Source organism: Shewanella sp. SR43-4, from assembly GCF_014163845.1.
Lineage (GTDB): Bacteria > Pseudomonadota > Gammaproteobacteria > Enterobacterales > Shewanellaceae > Shewanella > Shewanella vesiculosa.
Genome location: NZ_JACJEB010000002.1, coordinates 1 through 25,476 on the forward strand (window position 1 = coordinate 1; position 25,476 = coordinate 25,476).

The following is a 25,476-nucleotide window of genomic DNA, read 5'->3' on the forward strand; positions in this document are numbered from 1 at the left end:
GTTATAGTTATAGTTATAGTTATAAAAATATTATTACTTCAGCTTAGTTAACTTTATAAATATAATTTTCCTCATAAAAATCTAGAAGAAACAATACTGCATCATCAAGGATGTTTTATCGTGTGACACTTTAACAATAAATTTTGCTTACACAGTGTCCCATGAAATTTCATTATCTTTAATTACCGCCACTATTTCTGGATTGCACTATTAATTATCCATTTTACGCTACGACTGAAAAGATTATTGATTATTGATTATTCACATTTAACTTTTTACACTTAGCACATAAAATTTTTAGCTTTACTTCATCATTTAAGCCATCCCGTTTATAGCAATACTAATAAGAAAAAATAGCGATTCCTTTAATCAGTAATACCTCGCCCTTACTTACGGTTAGATACGGATGCACTCACTTTTAGACCAAGAACCAACCACAGTAACTGATGAACTCAATAGTGATGAATCCCAATTAATCTATTAGACCAACAATTAATTATTTTCACCAATTTAACATTGTCAATATGACTAACCTCATCGAATAAAAAATGTAAACTACTGTTATATATGGATAATAAAATATGGCACATTTAGTGCTTAACTGTTTGTTAATTAACATTGATAACAAATAACACGTGACGTTTACTTACTTAGGCATAACATAAGCTGACTCACGTCATTTAACTAAATATATAATACTGGCAGGTACCACATGGATAGGTTCATCAACGTGAAAAAAATAGCATTCCCTTTACTTTGTATTGCTGCGCTTAGCGGTTGCACTGGCGAAGAAGAGCAAGTAAAAGAAGAACAAAAATTTGCTATTCCAGTCGAAACAACACTCGTCGCCACAGGCAATGTTTCTTCTTTTTACAGCACGACAGCAACACTGGAGGCACCACAGGAATCCCATGTGATGAGCCGTATTGCAGGTATTATTGAAACTATAAATGTTGAAGAAGGCGACAGAGTGACTAAGGGGCAAATACTTGCGGTAATTGATGCCAAACGTCAGCGTTATGATTTCAATCGATCTGAAGCCGAAGTGCAAATTATTCAACAAGAACTAAATCGTTTAAATAAAATGAATAACAAAGAGTTTATTAGCCAAGATCAAATGGCTAAACTCGAATTCAATTTACAGGCAGCGAAAGCGCAACGTGACTTAGCCGAATTACAAGTTAAGGAAAGCCAAATTGTCTCACCCATTAATGGCGTTATTGCCGAACGTTATGTCAAAGCCGGCAATATGGCAAAAGAGTTTCAAGAACTGTTTTATGTGGTAAACCAGGACCAGCTTTACGGCATATTGCATTTGCCAGAGCAGCAACTTGCTAGCTTACGTATTGGGCAACAAGCCAGTATTATTCAACAACATCAGGGAACAACATCTAATATTATCGATGCTAAGGTACTGCGAATTAGCCCTGTTGTAGATGCGCAAAGCGGCACCTTTAAAGTGACATTAGCCGTACCTAATGAAGATGCAACATTAAAAGCAGGCATGTTTACACGGGTTGAGCTTAAATACGACACCCACTTAGATGTACTTACAGTACCTTATAACGCTTTAATCAACCAAGACAACACTCAAGCTTTGTATGTGATTAAAGACGCTAAGGCCCAGCGACGAGAAGTGAGTTTGGGCTTTCGTGAAAATAACACAGTAGAAATTTTATCAGGCGTAGAAGCGGGTGAACAAATCGTCATCCGCGGTCAGCAAAACCTTAAAGACCAAGCCTTGGTAGAAGTAATTACCCCACTTAGCTTCGCTGCTATTCGATAACGGAGCGGGATAATGTCGATAATCAATACGTCTGTTAACCGCCCGGTTACTGTGTGGATGTTCATGCTAGCTGTGATGCTTTTTGGTATGGTTGGATTTTCTCGCCTTGCGGTAAAATTATTACCCGATTTAAGCTATCCCAGTGTCACTATCCGTACGGCCTATGATGGCGCGGCGCCAGTTGAAATTGAACAGCTGGTTTCAAAACCGATTGAAGAAGCTGTTGGCGTGGTTAAAGGGTTACGCAAAATCAGCTCAATTTCGCGCTCCGGTATGTCTGATGTAGTACTCGAGTTCGAATGGGGCACAAATATGGACATGGCGAGCCTTGAAGTCCGCGAAAAAATCGACACTATCGAGCTGCCATTAGACATTAATAAGCCATTATTATTGCGTTTTAACCCCAATCTTGACCCCATCATGCGCTTAGCTTTTTCATTGCCTGATGCAGATGCTGAGCAACTAAAGCAAATGCGTACCTTTGCAGATGAAGAATTAAAACGCCGCTTAGAAGCCTTATCGGGGGTTGCCGCAGTAAGGTTGTCGGGAGGATTAGAACAAGAAGTTCACATTGAATTAAATCAACAAAAATTAAGCCAACTCAATCTGAATGCCGACCAAATTAAGCGCCGAATTAATGAAGAGAACATCAACCTATCGGCAGGTAAAGTGATCCAAGGTGATAAAGAATACTTAGTCAGAACCTTAAATCAATTTAACTCTCTTGAAGAATTAGGCCAAGTCATTGTTTATCGCGATGGTCAAACCTTAGTCAGATTATCTGATGTTGCTGATATCAGTGATGCCTATAAAGAACGCAGCGACATTACCCGCATCGGCGAAGTAGAATCGATTGAATTGGCGATCTACAAAGAAGGTGACGCCAATACTGTTGCGGTAGCGCAAAAAATACGCACAGAACTCGATAAAATTAACCAAGCAAGTGAGCAGAATCAGTTAAAGATTATTTACGACCAATCTGAATTTATTGAAAGTGCCGTGAATGAAGTGACCTCAGCTGCGTTATTTGGCAGTTTACTGGCGATGTTAGTTATCTACCTGTTTCTACGTGATATTATTGCCACACTTATCATCTCAATCTCAATTCCCTTTTCAGTTATTGCGACATTCAATATGATGTATTTTGCTGATATTAGCTTAAATATTATGTCGTTAGGTGGCATTGCATTAGCCATTGGTTTACTGGTCGACAATGCGATTGTGGTATTAGAAAACATTGACCGTTATAAATCTCAAGGCATGAGTAAAATTGAGGCTGCGGTCACGGGGTGTAAAGAAGTCTCTGGGGCCATTTTTGCTTCAACCCTGACCACTCTGGCAGTATTTGTGCCTTTAGTGTTTGTTGATGGTATCGCAGGCGCTTTATTTGCCGACCAAGCACTCACTGTCACCTTTGCCCTGCTCGCCTCATTGTTTGTCGCCTTAACAGCGATTCCTATGCTGGCTTCACGCCAAGGTTTTACCAGTCTGCCACAACCGCTAGAAGTCGCGATAAAACCAAAACCGACTAGCCGTAAAGGTAAAATTGGCTATTACTTATTAGCCGTGTTGAGCTTTCCCTTTAAGCTACTATTTAGCTACTTACCCGCTGGATTGTTAACCGCTATTATCGTTATTAGTCGTTTTGTAAGTAGCGTTTTTGGCCTATTACTTAAACCTATTTGCGCTGGATTTAATGTCATCTACCGCATAGTAGAATCATTTTATTACCGAGTCCTTCACCATGTCCTGCGCCACCAAGTCTTTACCCTTGTCATTGCGCTAGTGATAACTCTGGCATCAACTAGTCTATTGCCTAAGCTCGGTGTTGAGCTGATTCCACCAATGAATCAAGGTGAGTTTTATGTCGAAATTTTATTACCACCTGGCACAGAAGTCAGTGAAACGGATGCGGTATTACAACAATTAGCCTTATCGATTAAAGACCGTGAGGATGTTAAGCATGCCTATAGTCAAGCAGGCAGCGGCGGATTAATGACATCTGATACTGCTCGAGGCGGTGAAAACTGGGGCAGATTACAAGTGGTACTAAATGATCCTTTAGCCTTTACTACGGTTCGTCAGGTACTGCGCAATACAGCTAGAAATATCCCCGAACTCGAAGCGCAGATTGAACATCCTGAATTATTCAGTTTCAAAACCCCGCTTGAAATTGAGTTATCAGGTTATGATTTAGTGCAACTTAAGCAAAGTGCTGATCAGCTGGTAAAAGCCTTGTCTGAATCAGATCGCTTTAGTGACATCAATACTACCCTACGAGACGGGCAGCCGGAGATCAGCATTCGCTTTGATCATGCTCGCCTCGCTGCGTTAGGTATGGATGCTCCCACTGTCGCTAACCGTATTGCTCAACGTGTCGGTGGCACTATTGCCAGCCAATTCACCGTGCGTGATCGTAAAGTGGATATTTTGGTGCGCAGTGAATTAAATGAGCGCGATCAGATAAGCGACATTGAATCATTAATCATTAACCCCAATAGCGCCCAGCCGATTCCGTTAAGTGCCATCGCTACCATTGACTTACAAATTGGTCCGTCAGCGATTAACCGTATTAGCCAACAACGCGTGGCTATCGTGTCATCGAATTTGGCCTACGGCGATTTAAGTGAAGCCGTACTTCAAGCACAGCAAATATTGACTCAACAGCAATTCCCAAGCTCTATTCAAGCCAGATTTGGTGGCCAAAATGAAGAAATGGAACAATCATTTGACTCATTAAAAATTGCCCTCGTTCTAGCCATTTTCTTAGTGTACTTAGTGATGGCCAGCCAGTTTGAATCCTTGTTACACCCATTATTAATTTTGATTGCTGTGCCCATGGCCGTAGCAGGCAGCATTATTGGTTTATTTATTACCGGTACTCATTTAAGTGTCGTGGTGTTTATTGGTTTAATTATGCTGGCAGGGATTGTGGTCAATAATGCCATTGTATTGGTGGATCGCATCAATCAACTGCGCCAAGAAGGCATGGATAAGCTCACGGCAATTAATCAAGCTGCGCAATCTCGCTTGCGTCCTATCATGATGACCACGTTAACCACAACGTTAGGTTTATTGCCTATGGCAATAGGGATTGGCGATGGCAGTGAGGTCCGCGCGCCCATGGCGATTACAGTAATTTTTGGTTTAAGCATGTCTACCTTGCTCACATTGCTGGTTATTCCTGCCTTATATGCGCTATTTGACCGCAAACAATACACCCAAAATGATGATGAGCTGAATACTGCGGAGACGCCAGCATGAATATCACTCAGCTAGCCATAAAACGCCCCGTAACCACCTGTATGTTCTTCTTAGCCATCATGTTATTTGGCATGGCGGCCAGTAGAATGCTGCCATTAGAAATGTTTCCAGGGATTGATATTCCACAAGTTGTGGTGCAAGTCCCGTATAAAGGCTCTAGCCCAGCAGAAGTTGAACGCGATATAACTAAAGTTCTGGAAGAGTCACTTGCCACCATGAGCGGCATTGAAGAGGTGCGCTCCGACTCGACTCAAGATGGTGCTTTTATACAGCTCAACATGAAATGGGGTGAAGATGTTGCCACTAAGAGCCTTGAAGCGCGTGAGAAAATAGACTCGGTACGACATTTACTTCCCAAAGATGTCGAGCGGGTGATGATCCAACAGTTCTCAACTGCCGATATGCCAGTGCTCACTATCCGCATATCAAGCGAGCGCGAACTATCAAATGCCTTTGATTTATTGGATAAACAGTTACGCAAGCCACTTGAACGCGTTGATGGCGTGTCGAAAGTCACTCTTTATGGTGTTGAACAAAAGCAGATTGAAATCCGCCTTGATGCCGATAAATTAGTGGCATCAAGCCTCAACAGTCTCGATTTACGCTCGCGTTTACTCGCGGAAAACTTTGTCATTAGTGCCGGTACGTTAAGAGAAGACTCGAGAGTGTACCAAGTCTCGCCAAAAGGTGAGTTTACCAGTCTTGATGACATTAATAATCTGGTCATTGTACCGGGTATTCGCCTGCAAGATATCGCTATGGTGAGCTATGCCCTGCCAGAAAAAATTGAAGGCCGACATTTAGACCAAAAATATGCTGTGGGAATTGATGTATTTAAAGAGTCAGGCGCCAATTTAGTTGAAGTATCTGATCGGGTACTCAAGGTCATCGAGCTGGTTAAGCAAGATCAGCAATTTAATGGCATCAAGCTATTCATTATGGAAGATCAAGCCTATGGGGTTAAATCATCGTTAAAAGACTTACTGTTGTCTGGTTTGATGGGAGCTGTATTATCATTTGGGGTGCTGTATCTATTTTTACATAACCTTAAAATGACCTTAGTGGTTATCTCATCTGTACCGATTTCTCTATGTATGACATTGGCCGGTATGTACTTTTTAGGCTACAGCTTAAATATTTTATCTATGATGGGATTGTTATTAGCCGTCGGCATGCTGATTGATAATGCAGTGGTTGTCACCGAAAGCGTGCTGCAAGAAAAACAAGCCGCACACATTGACGATACTTGTCAGAGAAAAGCGAACCAACAAGCCGTGTTAACTGGCGTGGATAAAGTCTCTTTAGCCGTTCTGGCGGGCACCTTAACCACTGCCATCGTGTTTTTACCCAATATTTTTGGCGTTAAAGTGCAGCTAACCATCTTTTTAGAACATGTTGCAGTGGCGATTTGTATTTCGCTTTCAGCATCGTTGTTGGTCGCTAAAACCCTGATCCCATTGATGCTCAATCACTTTCATTTTGATGTCGAAACCACTGCAGACAATAACCGTTTGGGACGATTTTATGAGCGTAGTCTCACTTGGATTTTAACGCGGCCAAAACGTTCTGGAGTCATTGCCTTAGCAATATTAGTGTCAACCGCATTGCCGTTAAGCATGGTGAAACAAGATCAGGGTGACGGGGAAGGTAATGACCGTTTGTACATTAATTATCAATTAGAGGGTCGGCATAATTTAGCGGTTACCGAAGCTATGATTAACAGCATGGAAACCTACTTATATAGCAATAAAGAAAAGTTTTATATTGATGCGGTTTACAGTTATTACGCGCCGCAAGATGCACAATCGACCATTTTATTGCAAAAAGACATCCCGATAGATATTGGCGAACTAAAGAAAATGATCCGCGAAGGCTTCCCTAAGTTTTCCATTGCCACGCCTCAGTTTGGCTGGGGCAATGAAAATAACGGTATTCGTGTGACCTTAACCGGACGATCGACAACTGAGCTCATTCGGATCAGTGAGCAGGTGATGCCATTACTCGACAATATTGAGGGCTTAGTTGATGTGCGCTCGGAAGTGAATGGCGCTCAGCAAGAAGTGGTTGTGGTAATAAACCGCGAAATGGCAGCCAGACTGGATTTAACCTTAAGTGATATTGCTTCAAATATTGCGATCGCGTTAAGAGGCTCGCAGTTACGTTCATTTCGCCATGATCCTAGCGGCGAGCTCCGCATTGAACTGGCCTATGACAAAAGCTGGCAAAACTCGCTTGAAAAACTTAAGCAGTTACCGATTATTCGCCAAGGTGACCGAGTCTATACCCTTGACAGTTTAGCCGAAGCCACTGTAGTTCCTAGATTTGATACTATTCGTCATTTTAATCGCCAAACAGCATTATCCATTGGCGCAAACCTTGAGGATATGACAACCGAAGAAGCGCAAACTAAAATCACTCAAGTCATGGACTCGGTCAACTTCCCTTATGGATACGGCTACTCACTGCGGGGTGGGTTTGAACGCCAAGATGAAGACCAGTCAATTATGGTCGTCAATATGATTTTGGCGATTGCGATGATCTATATCGTCATGGCAGCCTTGTTTGAGTCATTATTGTTACCTACCGCTATTATCACCTCAATTCTGTTCTCAATAACGGGAGTGTTTTGGGCATTGTGGTTAACCGGCACACCCATGTCGGTAATGTCGATGATTGGAATTCTTATTTTGATGGGCATTGTGGTGAATAACGGTATTGTATTGGTTGATCAAATCAATCAAATGACACCTGATTTAGATAAACTAAGTCACACGATTATCAGTGTGTGTATTACACGTCTTCGGCCGGTACTAATGACAGTGGCCACCACGGTACTGGGGTTAGTTCCCTTAGCAATGGGAGACACACAGATTGGCGGCGGTGGCCCCCCCTATTCCCCTATGGCGATTGCCATTATTGGTGGGTTAACCTTTTCAACGGTAACTAGCTTATATTTAGTACCATTATGTTACCAAGCCTTGTATCTCATGCGCCATAAAGCCGCGATAAGATTAGGAGTATCGAATACATTTGCCCAAAAAATACTCCCGTGGACCAAGTAGTTTCTAGGTACTTTAATCTAAAGCGATTAGTGCATGCTAACAGCATTAAGCCGCAATAAGTTTTAGGTATTAAACCCATTTGGCCAAAATAGCTACTCGGACTAAGACATCAGAGCACTTAATACTTAGCGTTAAGTGCTCTGAACCAGTGTAAGCTAGCGAACCGATACTTTAGACCTTTGTATGATTTATCATTGCTGTATATGTGATCAAATTGTTAACCTAGGCAGTACTAGTAACAATAAAACAATTGTTAAGACAGCAATGGGGAATAATAATGAAATTAAGATTTCAACGTCATATCATCGGACTCAGTGCACTCGCTTTGCTAGCACTCACTCAAACAGCTGCCATGGCTGATGATAAATTTAATGATGTGACCATTAAGTCGAAAAAACTCGATAATAATACTTACATGTTTATTGGTGCTGGAGGCAACATTGGAGTTTCTGCTGGCAGTGATGGCATATTGATCATTGACGACCAATATGCCCCCTTAGCCGATAAAATTACCGCGGCACTGAATCAAATTCAACCAGGTGCTCCCAAGTACATAGTCAACACTCATTACCATGCAGACCATACTGGCGGCAATGCTCACTTTGGTGAACAAGGTACAATCTTAGCTCACCATAATGTTCTCAAGCGTCTTCAAACACAAAATAAAATCGCCTCCTCAGCCCTGCCTGTTATCACTTATGGAGACAATATATCCATTCATTTTAACCAAGACACTTTAGAGATTATCCACCTAGGTCCCGGACACACTGATGGTGACAGCGTAGTGATATGGCAAAAGGCTAATATTATTCATATGGGTGATTTATATTTCAAAGATCGTTTCCCATACATTGATTTAGATGCCGGAGGATCGGTGACGGGTTATCGTGAAAACGTCAGCTTGATATTGGATCGTTTAGACAACAAGACCAAAGTGATCCCAGGCCATGGCGATTTAGCCGATAAAAATGCACTGTTTAAATTTAAGCATATGCTAGATGACAGCATTAATTGGATGCGAGGTGAAATTGAACTAGGGAACGATTTAGCCAGCATCAAAAAACAAGGTGTACCAGAAAAATACGCTGATTGGAGCTGGGAATTTATCTCTGCAGATAAATGGATTGAAACTTTATATCAAGATTTATCCACCCAAAGGTAACCTTAGTATCGTTGACGGTTTATCAAGGTAAATCTTGTCGCGTCATATAATTAATCTGATGTGATGGTCTCCAGAGGTTAATGAGCTTGCCTTTATCGGCAAGCTTTTTTTATGCTGTAAAGCCCTAAAAGTAAATTAGCCACTATTAGATGTGCTTACCTAATGAATATAAAAAAGCGTCCAACGGACGCTTAATCATATTATACCCAGAGTTACTGTTTTAACGTTATTAAATAACTAGGGTATTCAGTAACTAGGGTTATTCAGAAACTAAGGTTGTAGCACGATTTTCCAGCAAAACCGGAATACCTTCGGTAATAGGGTAAGCTAACTTATCAAACTTGCAGATAAGCTGTTGTGACTCTTTGTCGTATTCAAGCTTGCCTTTGCATACTGGGCAAGCCACAATTTCGAGTAATTTTTTATCAAATGCCATGAGACAATCCTTTTTTAGTTTGAGCCACTTGCTGTAGTCGGCTCAACAATGCGTGATCAAATTCTGAGTTAAGCTTCGCATTTACAGGTAAATACCACCAGTTTGATTGTGCAAAATCGCGACATTTAACCGCATCTTTTTCAGTCATTAATAATGAATGTTGCACAGATAACGCGTTTAATTGCTTTGCGTCAAAAGCCTGATGATCTGCAAACTCAACGGTTTGTACTACTTTATAGCCTAACTGGCTAATACTACTAAAAAAACGTTGTGGATTACCTATACCAGCCATAGCCACCACACTGTCCTGCTGACTAAATTCATGGTGCAGAAGACTGTTGATCTGGCAAAGCGGCGCTGGCTCCAAAGTCATCAACACTTCACCGTCATAAGCCGGACCGCCATTGTTAATGATAAAATCAACCGAATTTACACGCCACAAACCTTCTCGTAACGGACCTGCGGGTAATAGACAATGATTACCATAACGGCGTTCACCATCGACCAAGGCTATTTCAATATCACGCTCCAAAGCATAATGCTGTAAACCATCGTCACTAATGATGACATCAACATCAAACTCAGAGAGTAAAGCCTGAGCGGCACTAACTCTACTGGCGCCAACAACCATAGGCACTTGAGTACGAGCCACTATCATGGCCGGTTCATCACCAACCTCACAGGCTTTGGCATGATGATTAACAGCCATTACGCCATCAATATTCACCCCATAACCTCGGCTTATCACCCCAGGTTTATAACCATGTTGGCGTAATAACTCAATTAAATAAATCACTGTGGGGGTTTTACCACTGCCACCAGCGGTAATATTACCGACCACTATCACAGGCACGGGTAAAACTTGTGCCTGTTTAAGCCCAAAACGAAACAGTCCACGGCGAATAGTAGATATGAGCCAAAATAAACCGGACAATGGCAGTAATAACCATTTGGCTTGATGACCTTGATACCAAATCCGATGAATAAACTGTTGCATTACAAACACCTAATCATTATTGACTGAACTGCATCTGATAAAGATTGGCGTAAATACCAGCTTGAGCAATTAACTCACTGTGATTACCGCGCTCAACAACTCGACCTTGATCGATAACCAAGATTTCATCAGCACTTTCAATTGTCGATAAACGATGAGCGATAACAATTGAGGTACGGTTATGACGCAGATTATCTAGGCCTTTTTGAATCGCTTTTTCAGACTCAGTATCTAAAGCCGATGTGGCTTCATCTAAAATCAATACTGGGGCATCACGTAACATAGCGCGAGCAATCGCAATACGTTGACGTTGACCACCAGAAAGCAACACGCCATTTTCGCCCACTTGGGTATCGAGCCCTTTTGGCAATGTCTCGATAAACTCCATCGCATAAGCAAGCTCAGCAGCGCGAACTATTTGCTCGCGGGTAACTTCGCCTGGGTAAGCATAGGCAATATTATTCGCTATGGTGTCGTTAAATAAGGTCACTTGCTGCGACACTAACGCCACTTGATTACGCAATGATTTTAATTGGTAATCGTAAATGCTGGTGTCATCAAGGCGAATATCACCGCTTGATAATCCACCATAAAAACGCGTAATCAAACTCGCGATAGTGGACTTACCAGAGCCAGATCGCCCTACTAAAGCGATGGTTTTACCGGGTTTAACTTCAAAATCAATGCCGTTCAAAGCGGGTTTATCTTGCCCAGGATAAGAAAAGGTCACATTTTCAAATGTCAGTTTGCCTTGAACGCGATCAATAGTGAACGGGCCATTATCAGGCTCAGGCGGAGTATCTAATAATTCAAATACAGTAGTACAAGCTGCAATACCGCGTTGAAACTCCGCATTAACTCGGGTTAAGTTCTTAATCGGTTGTAGCATGGCTAACATGGCACCTAAAATAGCCGCAAACGTACCTGCGGTCAGATCGGTTTTCATGCTATCCCAAGTGGCGGCATACAACACAAACGCCAGTGCGAAAGATCCAATAACCATGATCAATGGCTGACTAACAGATTGAGCTACCGCTAGCTTCATATTCTGGTAACGGTTCTGGTCGTTAACTTGATAGAAACGATCAACCTCTGTTTTTTGACCACCAAAGACTAATACGTTTTTATGGCCCTTAATCATCTGTTCAGTCGTTGCCGTTACGCCGCCCATAGCAGACTGGATCTGCTTAGACACCTTACGAAAGCGCTTACTCACAATACTGATGACAACGCCCATAATTGGGCCTATCACTAGTATGCATAAGGATAATTTCCACGAATAATAGAACATAATGCCTAACATGCCGATGGCGGTCATGCTATCGCGAACAATTGAAATTAACGCACTGCCAGATGCTCGGGCAATTTGTTCAGTGTCAAAGGTGACGCGCGAAATCAAATTACCGCTATTTTCGCGGTCGATATAACTTACAGGCAAACGCAGATAATGCTCAAACACTTGTTGGCGCATATCCATAATGAGCTGTGCACTCATAAACGACACACAATAGGTCGACACAAAGTTAGCCAAACCACGTAAGCTGAACATTAAAATAACCGCAATCGGCGCCATTAACATAATGTCTTTATTGGCATTAAACCCACCATGAGTAGGTAAGTCGACTCCTGCCACTATGGCTGGCGTTTGACTAAAACCTTCATCAATAAAAGGTTTAATAAATGCGATAAACGCTGCATCGACAGCGCCATAAGTAATAAGGCCGAGTACAGCCATAATAAACATGGCTTTCATTGGCACGACATAGGTCATCAAACGTTTGAAAACGATCCACATTTCATTTTTAGGTGATGCTGACATTGAATCCAATACTTAACTAACAAACATAAATGATATTCTACTCTGCTTTAAGTGACTCACCAAATCTAAACAAACGGTTATACCAAAATGGAGCCATTTGTTGGCGGTAAGTGGCGATTTTATATTCGCCTTGATCAAAAGTAATACTAATTTGGCCGGCATGACCCGTTTGTAATATTTTGCAGCCCTGCAGTTGATACCTCGCAACAACCTCAGGTTTAGGGAAACCATACTGATTAGAAAAACCAGCGGTAAAAATGGCTAATTGCGGATTGACGCTATCGATAAATGCTGGGGTAGACGATGTTCGGCTACCATGATGCGGCACCAATAAAATATCGGCTCGAATATCAGCCTTTGCTGTAATTAATGTCTGCTCTCTGTCGGCTTCAATGTCTCCAGTTAACAATACTGAAGACAAGCCATCAGACAATTTAACCACACATGAGTTGTTATTATCATTCGATGCCGTTAACGGATTACCAATGAAGTTTAATTGTATACCGCGCCAGAGTATTTGCCCTTTACAAGCTTGTGCGACGGCTGGTGACAGCGATAAAGCTTTGGAGGATATGGCAAAGTCAGCAATTAACCTCGCCAGTGGAAATTGTTCACGCAACACATGCACGCCACCAGCATGGTCATTATCATCATGACTTATAATAATATAATCAATAAAACGGATACCTTGGCTGGCAAGAAAAGGCACTATTGCCCGTTGTGCATAGCTAAAATCCCCATAAGCGGCACCAGTATCGTAAATAATCCCGTGTCGACCTTGCTGTAAAACGACTGCCATGCCTTGAGCCACATCAATAACATGAAGCTGCCATGGTGTTGAGCCTAATGAAGATGATGGCGCAGGCAATATCTCTTGAGTCACTAACTTATTGATGACGATTGGCAGCAGCAATATGGTAACGAAAAAAAGGTAAATTCTCTTTTGCTTTTTAGCCACATGACGACGAATGCTCAACAACATCATCGCAAAAATAGAAAATACCAATCCAGCCAGTTGTTGTTCAGTTAATAGCAACTGATTTACTGGCAAATGATCGCTCAGCTGTAACAACCAGGCAAATGGCTCAAGGCTCATATTCGCCCATTGAAAGATCATCGTACCTAAGTGTTGTTGCGAGTCGCTATCGATACCCAATAACAAAAAAATGCACAACACCACTAACCAAATGTAAAAACTGAGTATCGTTAATGGGATCACCACCAGACTAAACCAAGGCACGAGCAGCATATTGAGCCATATGCTATGAGGTGAAATGCTGCCAAACAAAATGCCTTGCAGTACTCCCAATAGCAGCGCTAATCGCCATTGAATTGACCACAACACACTGAGTCCATGAAGCAGCTTACCTTTAAGTTTTAGGATTTTTTGTACGCATCGCTCAGCCATATTAGAGGAAGATGCAGAAATACTTTTAGCTACATAATCAGTGCCTATCTCTGCCTGCTGCTCAACCGTATTGGCTTGCACCGACAACAAAATAATGGCCAATGCGCCAAACGATAACCATAATCCGGCACCAAGCGATGCAAAAGGATCTACCAGCAACACAAAAAACAAGGCATACACCAATCGATCCCAATGGTGGCTAAACTGCTTAATAAAACTAAAAATGAGCAACAGAAATAACATCAATAAAGCACGCTGCGTAGCAATTGCAAAACCCGATAAATAGCCATACCCAAAGGTAAATATACCCGCTAATATCATGGCGAATTGCATTTTACCTAAATGCTGCCAAGAAAATGCATAACGGCTTATTCCGAGAAAAATGCCATAAAACAAGCCAAAAACGACCGATAAATGTAACCCAGAAATAGCGACTAAATGCCCTGCCCCTGTTTGACGCAATTGCTGCCATCGCGCTGTGGTTAAAGCACTTTTATCACCCAAAATTAACGCTTGTAAAATATCGCCCTGAGCAAGTAGTGCCAATATAGGAGCTAGTTTCTGCGTAACATCTTGGCGTAAAGACCCACCATAACGAATTAAGTCAGCTTGTTTAACGCGGCCTTTGGCAATAATATGCCGAGTAATGAAGTACTTTTGTTGATTAAAGCCTCCTTGATTTTGTATGCTCGAGATCCCTTTCAACTTTGCACTAAATTGCCATATTTGACCGACAACAATTTTATCTGGCTTTTGCCATGTTAATCGGTAATATCGCTGCACATTGTTAAGCGCCCAAGAATCAAAAAAGGCGTCTTGATCAGCTTCAGAAATAACGCGCACATCAAAACTAATCCAGTCGCTGTTTTGGCTAACTAGTGATACTATCTGCGCCTTAAACTCAATTTGTTGCGACTTTTCAGCATATTGATGCATATATAGACAATGAAACAACAGGCTCAGCCAAATGACGGCGAATAAACAGCCAGCCATAAGTGGCCCTTTGCGAAGGCAAAGTAGCATAGCCAAAAATAGAATAGGTAAACACCATAAAGGTGCCAGCGAAGGCCATAACATCGCTGATAAAGAACAGGCGCAAAAGCCATAGATAAATCGATTCATAATGAATTAGTTAAGACATTAATCGACAAATATGCCAAAAAAATTAATACAAAGATTTATGCCCAAACCAGAAACACTCCGTGATCATAAGTATTTACGGGTGTTTGGCAAACTATTACACAAACCTAATTTGTGGGCATTAAATCGCAAATCAGCTCCTGGTGCCTTTGCGGTCGGACTATTTGTGGCTTGGATCCCCATGCCATTTCAAATGGTGGTTGCTGCAGGGTTTGCGATTTTATTTAACGTCAACCTCCCCGTTGCTGTCGCACTGGTATGGATAACTAATCCACTAACCATGCCTATCATGTTTTATGGCGCCTATTTGTTAGGTGCTAAAATCATCGGACATAGAGCGCAGGCATTTCAGTTTGAAGCCACTTGGGCATGGATTGAGGCCTCGTTGTCAACCATAGGTCCTCCCTTTTTGGTGGGTTGCTTAGTATTAGGCATTGTGTCAGCGTTAATCGGTTATATTGTCATTAAAAGTATGTGGCGCTATTCAATTTTATTTAAATGGCAAAAGCGTAAAGGCCAGTAAGCTTTGAATATATTGATCAACTGAAATCACTAAGGCCGCAATAGCGGTCTTTTTTATAACTAAAGCTGTTGATTTAAGTTTTGTGCCATCCGCTATGCTAAACGTGCAATTTTTTGGTCTGTTAATCCACTTTCGTAAATATAACATTAACAAATCCTAATGCTGCAATTAAGCACTCATACACCATTAGGGAGTTTGAACCTGAGCATGGCCAACTGAGCGAAGATTTGGTGGTGGATCAGTGCTACGGGGTACTGAAGCGAAATACTGATGCAGACTCGTTCGGTAAACAAAAACAGATACAGATGTTGTCGTGATTGTTGCTTAGTTAAGCAACGCTGTGATTTATGAGGGGGAATTTGTTTTACACAACAAAGCGTACGTTCTTGTGACTCGCAGCGTCGATAGTTTATCTATTACAAATAAACACAATCAAATCAGTCATTCAAAGGACTGATTAAACACCATTTAGATTAACGGCGGGGACTAGTTAGGTTGCGGTAGGTCCATACAACCAAGTGCAGCGTAAGTAACCCGCTAAAACTAACTGCAAAGAAAAGTAGCGCGATAGATTCTACGCTCTTAGGGGTATCTGCATAACAATACCACCAAAGTGGCCATGTAATTGCGCTCAGTAACGTCAATTGCCACATGCAGCGTTTACAGCGACCAATTTTTTGTTTGAAAACGGAATCAGTACATTGGTTACAAGACATAACAGCTTTCTTTATCATTTATACTCAGAATATTGAGTATCAAACTCACTCGCCAACATGGCATACAGATACTCATCACCCCATGCGCCTTTAAAAAACACATTGTTAATAAAATGGCCTTCACGACGAAACTGCAACTTTTCTAAAAGCGCTGCACTGGCTAGATTGAGGCAATCAGTTTGAGCAATAACTCGATGACGAGATAATTCCACAAACAAATATTGCAATAAACAAGTTAACGCTTGTGCTGCAATTCCCTGTCCTTGAAATGCTGGAGCGACAGTAAAACCCACTTCAACTTGGGTGTCATCAATAAAATGTACCGCCAGATCGACCATTAACAGCTCATGCTGATCACTAATGGCTAATTGATACCACTGCCCTGCTTTAGCAAAATCTTGGTAGTTGGTTAAATTCAATAAGCTTAGTGCGTCTTGATAGTGATAATCCGTCCAACTCTGATATCGAGCAACATTAGGATCTGCTCTATAAGCGGTAAATGCAATTAAATCATCTAAGGTCAATGGCCGGATGATTAAGCTGCCCGAGGTTAACGTTGGACACTTTAGTGGACGCACATTAGCATTACAGTCCATATCAACCTCGTTGGTTCATAGAGCTTATCTGCCCGCCAATGCGGTAGCTGGAGAAATTTTAGTCGCTTTCCATGCAGGATAAATGGTTGCGATAAGGCTCATAAATAGGCCTATTAATAGCACCACTGCCACATCTTGATAATGTAATTCTGATGGTAGGAAATCAATAAAATAAATATCAGAAGCCAATAACTGCACCCCTAAAAGGTGTTCAATGCTGCTCGCAATGGCACTTAAGTTATACGCTAAGCTGACGCCTAACACGCCCCCAATAACACAGCCCATAACACCATTAAGCGCACCTTGCAGAATGAATATGGTCATAATCGCACCACGAGAGAGCCCCATAGTCATTAAAATTGCAATTTCAGACGCTTTATCGCGCACCGCCATTACAAGTGTCGACACGATATTAAAACAGGCCACTGCAATCACTAAAGCGAGTACCAGATACATGACTAAGCGGACTAATTGAATATCTTGGTACAAATGCCCTTGACTGCGAGTCCAATCATTAATATATAAATATTGCTCTTGAGCAAAGCCTAAATCACGGGTAATACTCGCCGCATTAAAGACATTATTGACTTGAATTCGCACACCAGAAACGCCGGTTCCTAACTCAAGTAAATCGGCTAAATAATTAAGCGACACATACGCTTGGGTTGACTCGATTTCGCCGCCCAAATCGTATACACCGGATACCACAAAGCGATGACTCTTAGCTGACGTTAACTGACTACTATTCGTGTCAGGGGTATACATAGCTAAAGTATCACCAACTTTTAAGCCTAATTTTGTCAATAAACTGCGACCAAGCACAATATGGTTGTCATCACCCGCCAATGATTGCCACGCATCATTAGGCATATAATCAGCAATACTCGACACATCTGACTCATGCTTAATATCAATTCCATTGACCGTTAGTCCTTGAAAACCGCCAGGCTTTTGCACTAAACCTTGTAAACGAATAAATGGAGCTACGCCAGTAATTTGCGGCATGTTTGAGGCACTCTTCGCGATAACATGCCAATCGGTAATGGGTTGATTAACACCAACAAGTTCACCGTGTGACACCACGCCTAATAAACGCTCTTGCAACTCTTTTTCAAAACCATTCATGGCCGATAATACGACAATCAATACGCCAACGCCTAAAGCAATACCAGCGGTCGACGCAAAAGAAATAAAACCAATAAAGCCATTAGACTGTCGCGCGCGAAAAAAACGCCAGCCAATGGTTAACGGCAGCCACTTACTCATTCTGCTAACCCTACAGCAGGTGGATTGGCAGTAACTTGAAGCACACCATCTTTCATAGTGAGTTGACGATCCATTTTAGCGGCCAAGCTGTGATCATGAGTCACCACCACAAATGCAGTGCCAAACTGCTGGGCCAACTCGCGGATCATCGCATAAACATTGTTACCACTGCTGGCATCTAAATTACCGGTTGGCTCGTCGGCTAATACCAACTTAGGTTTATTGATTAATGCACGAGCAATCGCTACACGTTGGCGTTCACCACCAGACAACTGTGCCGGAATATGATGCAAACGATGGCCTAAGCCAACACGCTCGAGTAAGTTTTGCGCATCTACCAAAGCTTGCTTTTTATCTCTACCTTGAATGAATGCCGGCATAGCGACATTCTCTAATGCGGAAAACTCAGGTAGCAAATGATGAAATTGATAAATAAAGCCCAAATCTTGATTACGTATTATCGCCTGACGGGCACTAGACAATTGATATAAGTCTTCGCCGTCTAGCATGACGTTACCCGATGTGGGTGTATCTAAGGTACCCATAATGTGTAAAAGCGTACTTTTACCCGATCCTGAACTGCCGACAATAGCCAACTGTTCACCTTTATAAACGGTTAAATCAACCCCAGATAATACCTGAGTGGTCACTTCACCATCATGATAATGCTTACTAACGTGCTGAACCTGAAGTAATACTTGTTGTGTCTGACTCATTATTCGTATCTCAAAGCGGTAGCGGGTTGAACCCTTGCGGCGGACAACGCAGGATAAAGGGTGGCAAATAAGGTCATAAATAATGTGCCCAAAATGATAAGACTCAATTGCGCTAATGAAAATTGCACCGGCAGAGTCTGACCTAAGCCTAAAATAGAAATGCCAAGCGAGGTTAATATTTCATTTAAATTGAGGGTTAACACTATGCCAGCAATAGTACCAAGCATTAGCCCTAACAATGCATTAAGGGAGCCCTGGACAATAAAAATCGTCATTACCGAAGTAGTCGTTAACCCTTGGGTTTTTAACACCGCAACATCGGTAGTTTTATCCACGACCATCATCACCAATGCTGACACAATATTAAATGCAGCCACAGCCACAATTAAACTGAGCATCAATGACATCATATTTTTTTCCATCTTTACCGCCGAAAATAAATGACCGAAATCTTGGCGCCAATCACGGGTTTGAATGTCAATATTTTGCTTGGCAAATCCGGCAACCACTTTCGATGCTAGTGTCGGGGCCGAGAAAGGATCTTTCAAATATACTCGCAGCTCATTTATAGTATTACTGTCTTGACGCATCAACTTACGCGCATCCTTGTAATGCACATAGGCCACGCTCGAATCGACTTGCGAGCCCATTTCAAAAATACCCGCAACGGTAAATTTACGCTGACTAGGTACTGGACCCATTGGAGAGTACACCACACCATCACCACTTAGCACCCTGACCCGGTCACCCGTTTTTACATCTAATTTACGGGCAAGATCAGCTCCAAGGACAATTAAATACTTGCCGGCCTTTAAGGTTGAAAAGGCATCGGAATAAGTATGTGAAGCAATGCTCGACAGGGATTGTTCAAGCTCTGGATACACCCCATACATCTGAATCGCATGGATATTACTGCTCGATTGGATCATAGCTTGAGTGGTTGCACTAGGCACAATGCCGCGAATTTTTTGTAATAAATATTTATCAGCCAATAGACTCTGGGTGCTTTGCTGCCAATCACGAAATCCCATGTCACTGATCAAGGTCATCTGTGGCACAGCACCTAAAATACGATTTTTGAGCTGACCTTCTAAGCCATTCATGACTGAACTCACCACGATCAATGCTGCCACACCTAAAAAAATACCCGACACTGCAAAAAAGGTAATAAAAGAGGCAAAAGCATTCGCTTTTCGGGCTCGCCAGTAACGGTAGCCAATAAAAAATGAAAATCCTAAATTCATAAAAAAATACTAATCCTGTGCGCCAGTTTAGGCGTATTAGTCAGACAATCGGGCTAAATGATGACATGAAAACAACAAGCCAGCGTGTATGACTTGCTAAATCATTAAGTTGGGCACGATAATAGGGCTATTAGTGTGATAAATAAAGAGGCAAACCTTGATACCTGACAGCAATTCTTATTTTAGTGTGCCTCACCACTTTAATGTGTATCTCACTTTGTGGGATCCAAAGCGTGCCTTACCCACAGATGATGAGCTTAGAGACATGCAATCTGTTGGGTTAAAACTACTAACAGAAGTGAAAAGTCTTGAAGCCAATTGTTTACTGCAGCTGCGAAATTTAGACAATGATGCTAAAGCTGTGGTCGATTTTTTAAAGCTACAATCACGCAAAGTCGATTTAGTATTACAACATGTGCTTGAAAAAGAAGTGCAAGATGGCGAGTTATTTACAGGCGATCAGTTTGGTGGCAGTGGCGTGAGTATCATTTCATCACGTCCATTGGATATCAATGACCACGTTAAAACCCACATCTACTTGCACACGGAATTAGTTGCCATATTGTGTATTTGCCAAATAAAAACCTGTACCCCTTTAGCAACAGATGATGCCATAGAAACCCCATATTGGCGCTGTGACCTTGAGTTTAGTCAAATACTTGAGGATGATATTGAGCAATTAGTTAAAGCAAGCTTGAATGTACAACAAAAAATGCTCAAAAAACGCAAACAGACTATCGATAGGCAGCGCAGCTGAAGCATCCCCTCATTCAATACGACTTGATCGCAAACGGAACTGACAAAGATTTTAATGAACCTATTTAGTGTACTCACGCCGCCGAGTGTAAAAAAAGGCCAACAAACGCAAACTTTGGCAACGTTAGGTGGGGTTTCACAAGCCATCACCCTTGCTAACTTAATTAATAACCATGCTGGTACCAGTATTATTGTCACCCATGACACGCCCAGTGCGCTGTCACTTGAGGTTGAGCTGAGTTATTTATTAAATCACATCAATATCAATGTGTGTTTGTTTCCCGACCGTGAAACCTTGCCTTACGATAGTTTTTCGCCACATCAAGACCTGATTTCACAGCGTCTTGAAACCTTGGCCAATATTGGCCAAAGTCAGCATAATGTGGTGATAGTGCCAGTAAACACTTTAATGGTTCGCTTACCGCCTAAATCATTTATGACTGCTAATGTCATGGTGCTTAATAAAGGTGATACTTACAGTTTACAGCAAGCCAGACAGCACCTTACCGACACAGGCTACCATTTAGTTGATCAAGTCTATGAGCACGGTGAGTTCGCTATTCGTGGTTCTATTATTGATATTTTCCCTACCGGATCGAAACAACCGTTACGCATAGAACTGTTTGATGATGAAGTGGAATCGATCCGCTTTTTTGATGTTGATACCCAGCGTTCAGGCATGGCTCGTGATGCCATTCGCATGCTACCCGCGAAAGAGTTTCCTACCGACAGCAATGCCATTGAAGGTTTTAGACAACGTTATCGTCGTCGCTTTGAGGTGATCTCAAAAGAGGCAGAGTCGGTTTATCAACAAGTTAGTCGTAATTTAATGCCTGCCGGCATTGAAAACTACTTACCACTGTTTTTCGATGATATCGCCACACTATTTGATTACTTGCCACAAGATAGTCAACTTATCACTTTAGGCGATATTGAAAAAGCCAGCTTAGCCCACTTACATGAAGTGAATGTCCGTTACGAAGACCGACGAGTCGATCCTCTGCGGCCATTACTGGCACCACAAGAACTTTACTTGCTTAATGATGAGTTATTTTCGGCATTTAAGTCCTATAACCGCACGCAGTTATTACAGCAGTATATTGCTAGCGATACTAACAATGCTGGCGAGCCGTTGGCAGAAGTTGCACTGCCTAAACACACTCTTGTAGCCAACGTTGAAAAACTGCCCGACATCAATGCCAATCATAAACTCAAGCAACCGCTGATTGCGTTACAAGAATATTGTCAACAGCACCCAGCCTTAGTATTTAGTGCGGAATCAGAAGGTCGCCGTGAGGCCTTATTAGAGCTATTTGCTAAAATTGGCATCAAACCTAAACAGTTTGATCATCTTAATGATTACTTAGCCGCCGAAGACCGTATTGGTTTAATCGTGTCCCCGCTCTCGCGTGGGTGTGTACTAACCGACACAACAAAAGGTGCCGTGAGCATCATTTGTGAAACCGAGTTATTTGGTCAACGTATCTCGCAGCAACGTCGCCGCGAAAAACAAAAACAAGTTAGTTCAGATGTATTAGTTAAAAACTTAGCCGAACTTAAAGTCGGTCAGCCCATAGTGCATCTTGAACATGGCGTGGCCTTATACCAGGGGTTAGAAACCCTTGATACCGGCGGCTTAGTCGCCGAATATTTAAAACTGGAATATTCTGGTGGCGACAAACTGTATGTGCCCGTGTCATCACTGCACCTTATTAGCCGCTACAATGCCAGTGCCGACGGCAGTACTCATCTTAATAAGTTAGGTAACGAAACCTGGGCAAAAGCCAAGAAAAAAGCCATTGAACGTATTCGAGATGTGGCAGCTGAATTACTTGATGTATATGCCCGTCGCCAAGCTCGTCCAGGCGAAGCGATGAGTATCGATGAACAAGAATACGCTCAATTCAGCCAAGGTTTCCCCTTTGAAGAAACGGTTGATCAAGAAAGCGCCATTCTTGCGGTACTTGAAGACATGCAAGCGCCATTAGCTATGGACCGTTTAGTCTGTGGTGACGTGGGCTTTGGCAAAACAGAAGTGGCCATGCGCGCAGCATTTGTGGCGGTGAATGCCGGTAAACAAGTGGTAGTATTAGTGCCAACAACCTTGTTGGCGCAGCAACATTATGAAAACTTTACCGACCGTTTCGCCGATTGGCCCATAGTGATTGAAGTCATGTCGCGCTTTAGAACAGCCAAAGAGCAAAGCAATGTGGTTGAACAATTGTCTGAAGGCAAAGTCGATATTGTTATCGGCACTCATAAATTACTGTCATCAGAAGCTAATTTTGAAAATCTTGGCTTACTGATTATCGATGAAGAACACCGCTTTGGCGTGCGTCAAAAAGAAAAAATTAAAGCACTTAGAGCCAACGTCGACATTCTTACTCTCACAGCCACCCCTATTCCGCGAACCTTAAACATGGCCATGTCGGGTATGCGAGATTTATCGATTATCGCTACGCCTCCGGCTAAACGTTTAGCGGTTAAAACCTTTGTGCGCGAATATGATAAGGCCACCACACGGGAAGCCATATTGCGTGAAATTTTACGTGGTGGCCAAGTGTATTATCTGCACAATAATGTTGAAACTATCGAGAAAACCGCACAAAACATTCGCGATTTGTTGCCAGAAGCGCGCGTGATTACTGCCCACGGTCAAATGCGTGAGCGCGATCTTGAGAAAGTGATGTCTGATTTTTATCATCAACGCTTTAATGTACTGGTGTGTACCACCATTATTGAAACCGGCATCGACGTGCCCAGTGCCAACACCATTATGATTGACCGAGCAGATATGTTTGGTTTAGCGCAACTGCATCAGCTCCGTGGTCGCGTTGGGCGCTCGCATCACCAAGCTTATGCTTACATGATGACCCCGCATCCTAAACGCATGACCCCAGATGCACGTAAACGTCTTGAAGCGATTGAAGCCTTAGAAGATCTTGGAGCCGGTTTTTTACTGGCGACTCAAGATTTAGAAATTCGCGGTGCAGGTGAATTGCTCGGCGATGAACAAAGTGGCCATATTTCAAAAATTGGCTTTAGTTTATACATGGAAATGCTGGAATCTGCCGTAAAGGCCCTCAAAGAAGGAAAAGAGCCTTCTTTAGCTTATATGATGAGCGCCAAAGCAGAAATTGATTTACGTATTCCAGCGTTATTACCTGAAGACTACGTCAGTGACGTTAACATGCGTTTGTCACTTTACAAACGTATTGCTAACTGCGAAACAGATAGCATGCTTGATGAGCTTAAAGTCGAATTTATCGACCGTTTTGGTATGTTACCTCAACCAACGCGAAATCTAATGGCGCTCACGCTATACAAACACCAGGCAACGGCATTGGGTATTGCCAAAATAGAAATGCACGCTAAAGGCGGCAGTGTTGAATTTGGTCAAGAAAATCACGTCGATCCAATGTTTATTATTGGTTTGTTGCAAAACCAGCCACAAATCTATCGAATGGACGGGCCAAATAAGTTAAAGTTCAATATTCCTGCTGAAACAAGCAAAGAGCGTCTTGAGCTCATCAGTACCTTGCTTGAACAGTTCGCTAAACATCAAATTTTGGAGACAAATAGTGCTTCGTAAACTTGCGATTACTATCGCCGCTATCACAGCGCTATCCCACAGCTTTTCAGCCCATGCAGAATCATGGTTTGAAGTTGAAGTGTTTGTATTTGAACGCCAACAACCCTCTGTTGAAAAGTGGTTAAATGCCGCACCTCCCAAACTGAGTAACGATACGGTAGATATTATTACCCCAGTGATCAGTACCGACATCACCGGAGTGGCCGTTGGCTTAAATGGTTGTACTTCAACCGACTGGACCAATGGTGCTAGCAATTGTAATGATCCAATAGTCAGCAATACTACGGTCACCTATCCAAGCCAAGTTCCATTTAATATCGGAGCTAGCTCGCCACAACAGGCATACTTAAGTCAAGGGCCACTGTTGCTGGCTAATAGCCAAGGTCAATTTAGTGACTTAATTAGAACCATTAGCCGCGAACCGTATGTTAAAGGGCTAGTGCATTTAACTTGGCAGCAAAATATGCAATCTCGTCGACGAGCTAAGCCTATCCGTATTTTTGGTGGTAAGGATTTTTCAAAGAGTTTTGAATATCATGGTTTAAGTGTTAAAAAGCCAAATCCAGCAGAAACAAAACCAGGTACAGAGTTTGGTGCATTAGGTGATGTTTATGAAGCGCCGAAGATTAACCCGGTCTGGGAATTAGACGGCTCAATTAACATTTACCTCAGTCATTATCTTTACATTGAAAATAATTTGGCCTTGCGTAAACCGACTCAAAAAATGGTGGAATCGAGTCCTTTGGAGTTTAACGAATATTCAGCGTTAGACATTGAAGGTAAAAAACAATTGGCGCCTTACTTAGAAAGTATTCCACTGATCCAAAATCGACGGGTTCGCAGTGGTGAAATCCATTATTTTGATCACCCACAATTGGGTATTGTGATGCAAATTCGTAAAATGGCTCAACCCACTAATGTGAAACCGATTGATTTAACAGAACGTTCTACCACTAATCAAGCTGTGCCATATACAGGTTAATAGCTGAGTAT

Annotated in this window: 17 protein-coding genes; 8 read left to right on the forward strand and 9 right to left on the reverse strand. The window is 42.2% G+C overall.

Going from position 1 to position 25,476, the window contains the following annotated elements; all coding sequences use genetic code 11:
* The first annotated feature begins 712 nt into the window (after positions 1-712).
* The 4 genes from H5123_RS02315 (at position 713) to H5123_RS02330 (ending at position 9,274) form a co-directional block, all read left to right on the forward strand.
* The gene (locus tag H5123_RS02315) at positions 713-1,786 is read left to right on the forward strand and encodes an efflux RND transporter periplasmic adaptor subunit (RefSeq protein WP_182696912.1); all 1,074 of its coding nucleotides are present in this window, start codon (positions 713-715) and stop codon (positions 1,784-1,786) included.
* Between the two features lie 12 nt (positions 1,787-1,798).
* Positions 1,799-5,050 carry an efflux RND transporter permease subunit gene (locus H5123_RS02320; RefSeq protein ID WP_182696913.1) on the forward strand — a complete coding sequence of 1,084 codons (3,252 nt, stop codon included), beginning with the start codon at positions 1,799-1,801 and terminating at the stop codon, positions 5,048-5,050.
* Positions 5,047-8,112 (forward strand): efflux RND transporter permease subunit, encoded by a 3,066-nt coding sequence (locus H5123_RS02325; RefSeq protein WP_182696914.1) that lies wholly within the window; start codon positions 5,047-5,049, stop codon positions 8,110-8,112. Before H5123_RS02320 ends, H5123_RS02325 begins: the two co-directional genes overlap by 4 nt.
* Before the next feature lie 277 nt (positions 8,113-8,389).
* Complete coding sequence (locus tag H5123_RS02330) at positions 8,390-9,274, forward strand: MBL fold metallo-hydrolase (RefSeq protein ID WP_182696915.1); 885 nt, start codon at positions 8,390-8,392, stop codon at positions 9,272-9,274.
* A gap of 259 nt (positions 9,275-9,533) precedes the next feature.
* Here the strand turns inward: H5123_RS02330 and H5123_RS02335 are convergent, their stop codons facing one another.
* The 4 genes from H5123_RS02335 to H5123_RS02350 are packed head-to-tail and all read right to left on the reverse strand — an operon-like array spanning position 9,534 to position 15,056.
* Complete coding sequence (locus tag H5123_RS02335; protein WP_182696916.1) at positions 9,534-9,710, reverse strand: Trm112 family protein; 177 nt, start codon at positions 9,708-9,710, stop codon at positions 9,534-9,536.
* On the reverse strand, positions 9,700-10,707 hold the full coding sequence (gene lpxK / locus H5123_RS02340) for a tetraacyldisaccharide 4'-kinase (protein WP_182696917.1): 1,008 nt from the start codon (positions 10,705-10,707) through the stop codon (positions 9,700-9,702). Before lpxK ends, H5123_RS02335 begins: the two co-directional genes overlap by 11 nt.
* A gap of 16 nt (positions 10,708-10,723) precedes the next feature.
* Positions 10,724-12,526, reverse strand: a complete 1,803-nt coding sequence (gene msbA / locus H5123_RS02345; RefSeq protein WP_124015770.1) for a lipid A export permease/ATP-binding protein MsbA — start codon at positions 12,524-12,526, stop codon at positions 10,724-10,726.
* A gap of 37 nt (positions 12,527-12,563) precedes the next feature.
* Positions 12,564-15,056: a DNA internalization-related competence protein ComEC/Rec2 gene (locus H5123_RS02350; RefSeq protein ID WP_310736130.1), complete on the reverse strand. Its 2,493-nt coding sequence runs from the start codon at positions 15,054-15,056 to the stop codon at positions 12,564-12,566.
* A 31-nt stretch (positions 15,057-15,087) separates the two neighbouring features.
* On the opposite strand from H5123_RS02350, the gene H5123_RS02355 reads away from it, so the two are divergent.
* Positions 15,088-15,597, forward strand: a complete 510-nt coding sequence (locus H5123_RS02355) for a DUF2062 domain-containing protein (RefSeq protein WP_182696919.1) — start codon at positions 15,088-15,090, stop codon at positions 15,595-15,597.
* Positions 15,598-16,070: 473 nt separating this feature from the next.
* Here H5123_RS02355 and H5123_RS02360 read toward each other — a convergent pair whose 3' ends face one another.
* The 5 genes from H5123_RS02360 to H5123_RS02380 are packed head-to-tail and all read right to left on the reverse strand — an operon-like array spanning position 16,071 to position 20,135.
* A complete protein-coding gene (locus H5123_RS02360) occupies positions 16,071-16,313 on the reverse strand; it encodes a DUF3624 domain-containing protein (protein WP_182697076.1) in 243 nt (80 codons plus the stop codon).
* Between the two features lie 14 nt (positions 16,314-16,327).
* The gene (locus H5123_RS02365; RefSeq protein ID WP_182696920.1) at positions 16,328-16,909 is read right to left on the reverse strand and encodes a GNAT family N-acetyltransferase; all 582 of its coding nucleotides are present in this window, start codon (positions 16,907-16,909) and stop codon (positions 16,328-16,330) included.
* 24 nt (positions 16,910-16,933) lie between these two features.
* Positions 16,934-18,175 carry a lipoprotein-releasing ABC transporter permease subunit LolE gene (lolE, locus tag H5123_RS02370; RefSeq protein WP_182696921.1) on the reverse strand — a complete coding sequence of 414 codons (1,242 nt, stop codon included), beginning with the start codon at positions 18,173-18,175 and terminating at the stop codon, positions 16,934-16,936.
* Positions 18,172-18,891, reverse strand: a complete 720-nt coding sequence (gene lolD, locus H5123_RS02375; protein WP_182696922.1) for a lipoprotein-releasing ABC transporter ATP-binding protein LolD — start codon at positions 18,889-18,891, stop codon at positions 18,172-18,174. The genes lolE and lolD overlap by 4 nt, the downstream gene beginning before the upstream one ends.
* Entirely contained in the window at positions 18,891-20,135 is a 1,245-nt protein-coding gene (locus tag H5123_RS02380; RefSeq protein ID WP_182696923.1) for a lipoprotein-releasing ABC transporter permease subunit, read from the reverse strand. The genes lolD and H5123_RS02380 overlap by 1 nt, the downstream gene beginning before the upstream one ends.
* Positions 20,136-20,292: 157 nt before the next feature.
* Here H5123_RS02380 and H5123_RS02385 point away from each other — a divergent pair, with 157 nt between their 5' ends.
* From H5123_RS02385 to H5123_RS02395, 3 genes are read left to right on the forward strand one after another with little or no spacing between them, the layout of a single operon-like run.
* A complete protein-coding gene (locus H5123_RS02385; RefSeq protein WP_124015762.1) occupies positions 20,293-20,892 on the forward strand; it encodes a hypothetical protein in 600 nt (199 codons plus the stop codon).
* A 54-nt stretch (positions 20,893-20,946) separates the two neighbouring features.
* The gene (gene mfd / locus H5123_RS02390) at positions 20,947-24,483 is read left to right on the forward strand and encodes a transcription-repair coupling factor (RefSeq protein WP_124015761.1); all 3,537 of its coding nucleotides are present in this window, start codon (positions 20,947-20,949) and stop codon (positions 24,481-24,483) included.
* On the forward strand, positions 24,473-25,465 hold the full coding sequence (locus H5123_RS02395) for a peptidoglycan binding protein CsiV (RefSeq protein ID WP_182696924.1): 993 nt from the start codon (positions 24,473-24,475) through the stop codon (positions 25,463-25,465). The genes mfd and H5123_RS02395 overlap by 11 nt, the downstream gene beginning before the upstream one ends.
* Positions 25,466-25,476: the final 11 nt, after the last annotated feature.

Bases quoted from the DNA above. Each gene is read 5' to 3' on its own strand.
- H5123_RS02315 (WP_182696912.1), top strand. From the start codon at position 713: ATGGATAGGTTCATCAACGTGAAAAAAATAGCATTCCCTTTACTTTGT.
- H5123_RS02320 (WP_182696913.1), top strand. From the start codon at position 1,799: ATGTCGATAATCAATACGTCTGTTAACCGCCCGGTTACTGTGTGGATG.
- H5123_RS02325 (WP_182696914.1), top strand. From the start codon at position 5,047: ATGAATATCACTCAGCTAGCCATAAAACGCCCCGTAACCACCTGTATG.
- H5123_RS02330 (WP_182696915.1), top strand. From the start codon at position 8,390: ATGAAATTAAGATTTCAACGTCATATCATCGGACTCAGTGCACTCGCT.
- H5123_RS02335 (WP_182696916.1), bottom strand. From the start codon at position 9,710: ATGGCATTTGATAAAAAATTACTCGAAATTGTGGCTTGCCCAGTATGC.
- lpxK (WP_182696917.1), bottom strand. From the start codon at position 10,707: ATGCAACAGTTTATTCATCGGATTTGGTATCAAGGTCATCAAGCCAAA.
- msbA (WP_124015770.1), bottom strand. From the start codon at position 12,526: ATGTCAGCATCACCTAAAAATGAAATGTGGATCGTTTTCAAACGTTTG.
- H5123_RS02350 (WP_310736130.1), bottom strand. From the start codon at position 15,056: ATGAATCGATTTATCTATGGCTTTTGCGCCTGTTCTTTATCAGCGATG.
- H5123_RS02355 (WP_182696919.1), top strand. From the start codon at position 15,088: ATGCCAAAAAAATTAATACAAAGATTTATGCCCAAACCAGAAACACTC.
- H5123_RS02360 (WP_182697076.1), bottom strand. From the start codon at position 16,313: ATGTCTTGTAACCAATGTACTGATTCCGTTTTCAAACAAAAAATTGGT.
- H5123_RS02365 (WP_182696920.1), bottom strand. From the start codon at position 16,909: ATGGACTGTAATGCTAATGTGCGTCCACTAAAGTGTCCAACGTTAACC.
- lolE (WP_182696921.1), bottom strand. From the start codon at position 18,175: ATGAGTAAGTGGCTGCCGTTAACCATTGGCTGGCGTTTTTTTCGCGCG.
- lolD (WP_182696922.1), bottom strand. From the start codon at position 18,891: ATGAGTCAGACACAACAAGTATTACTTCAGGTTCAGCACGTTAGTAAG.
- H5123_RS02380 (WP_182696923.1), bottom strand. From the start codon at position 20,135: ATGAATTTAGGATTTTCATTTTTTATTGGCTACCGTTACTGGCGAGCC.
- mfd (WP_124015761.1), top strand. From the start codon at position 20,947: ATGAACCTATTTAGTGTACTCACGCCGCCGAGTGTAAAAAAAGGCCAA.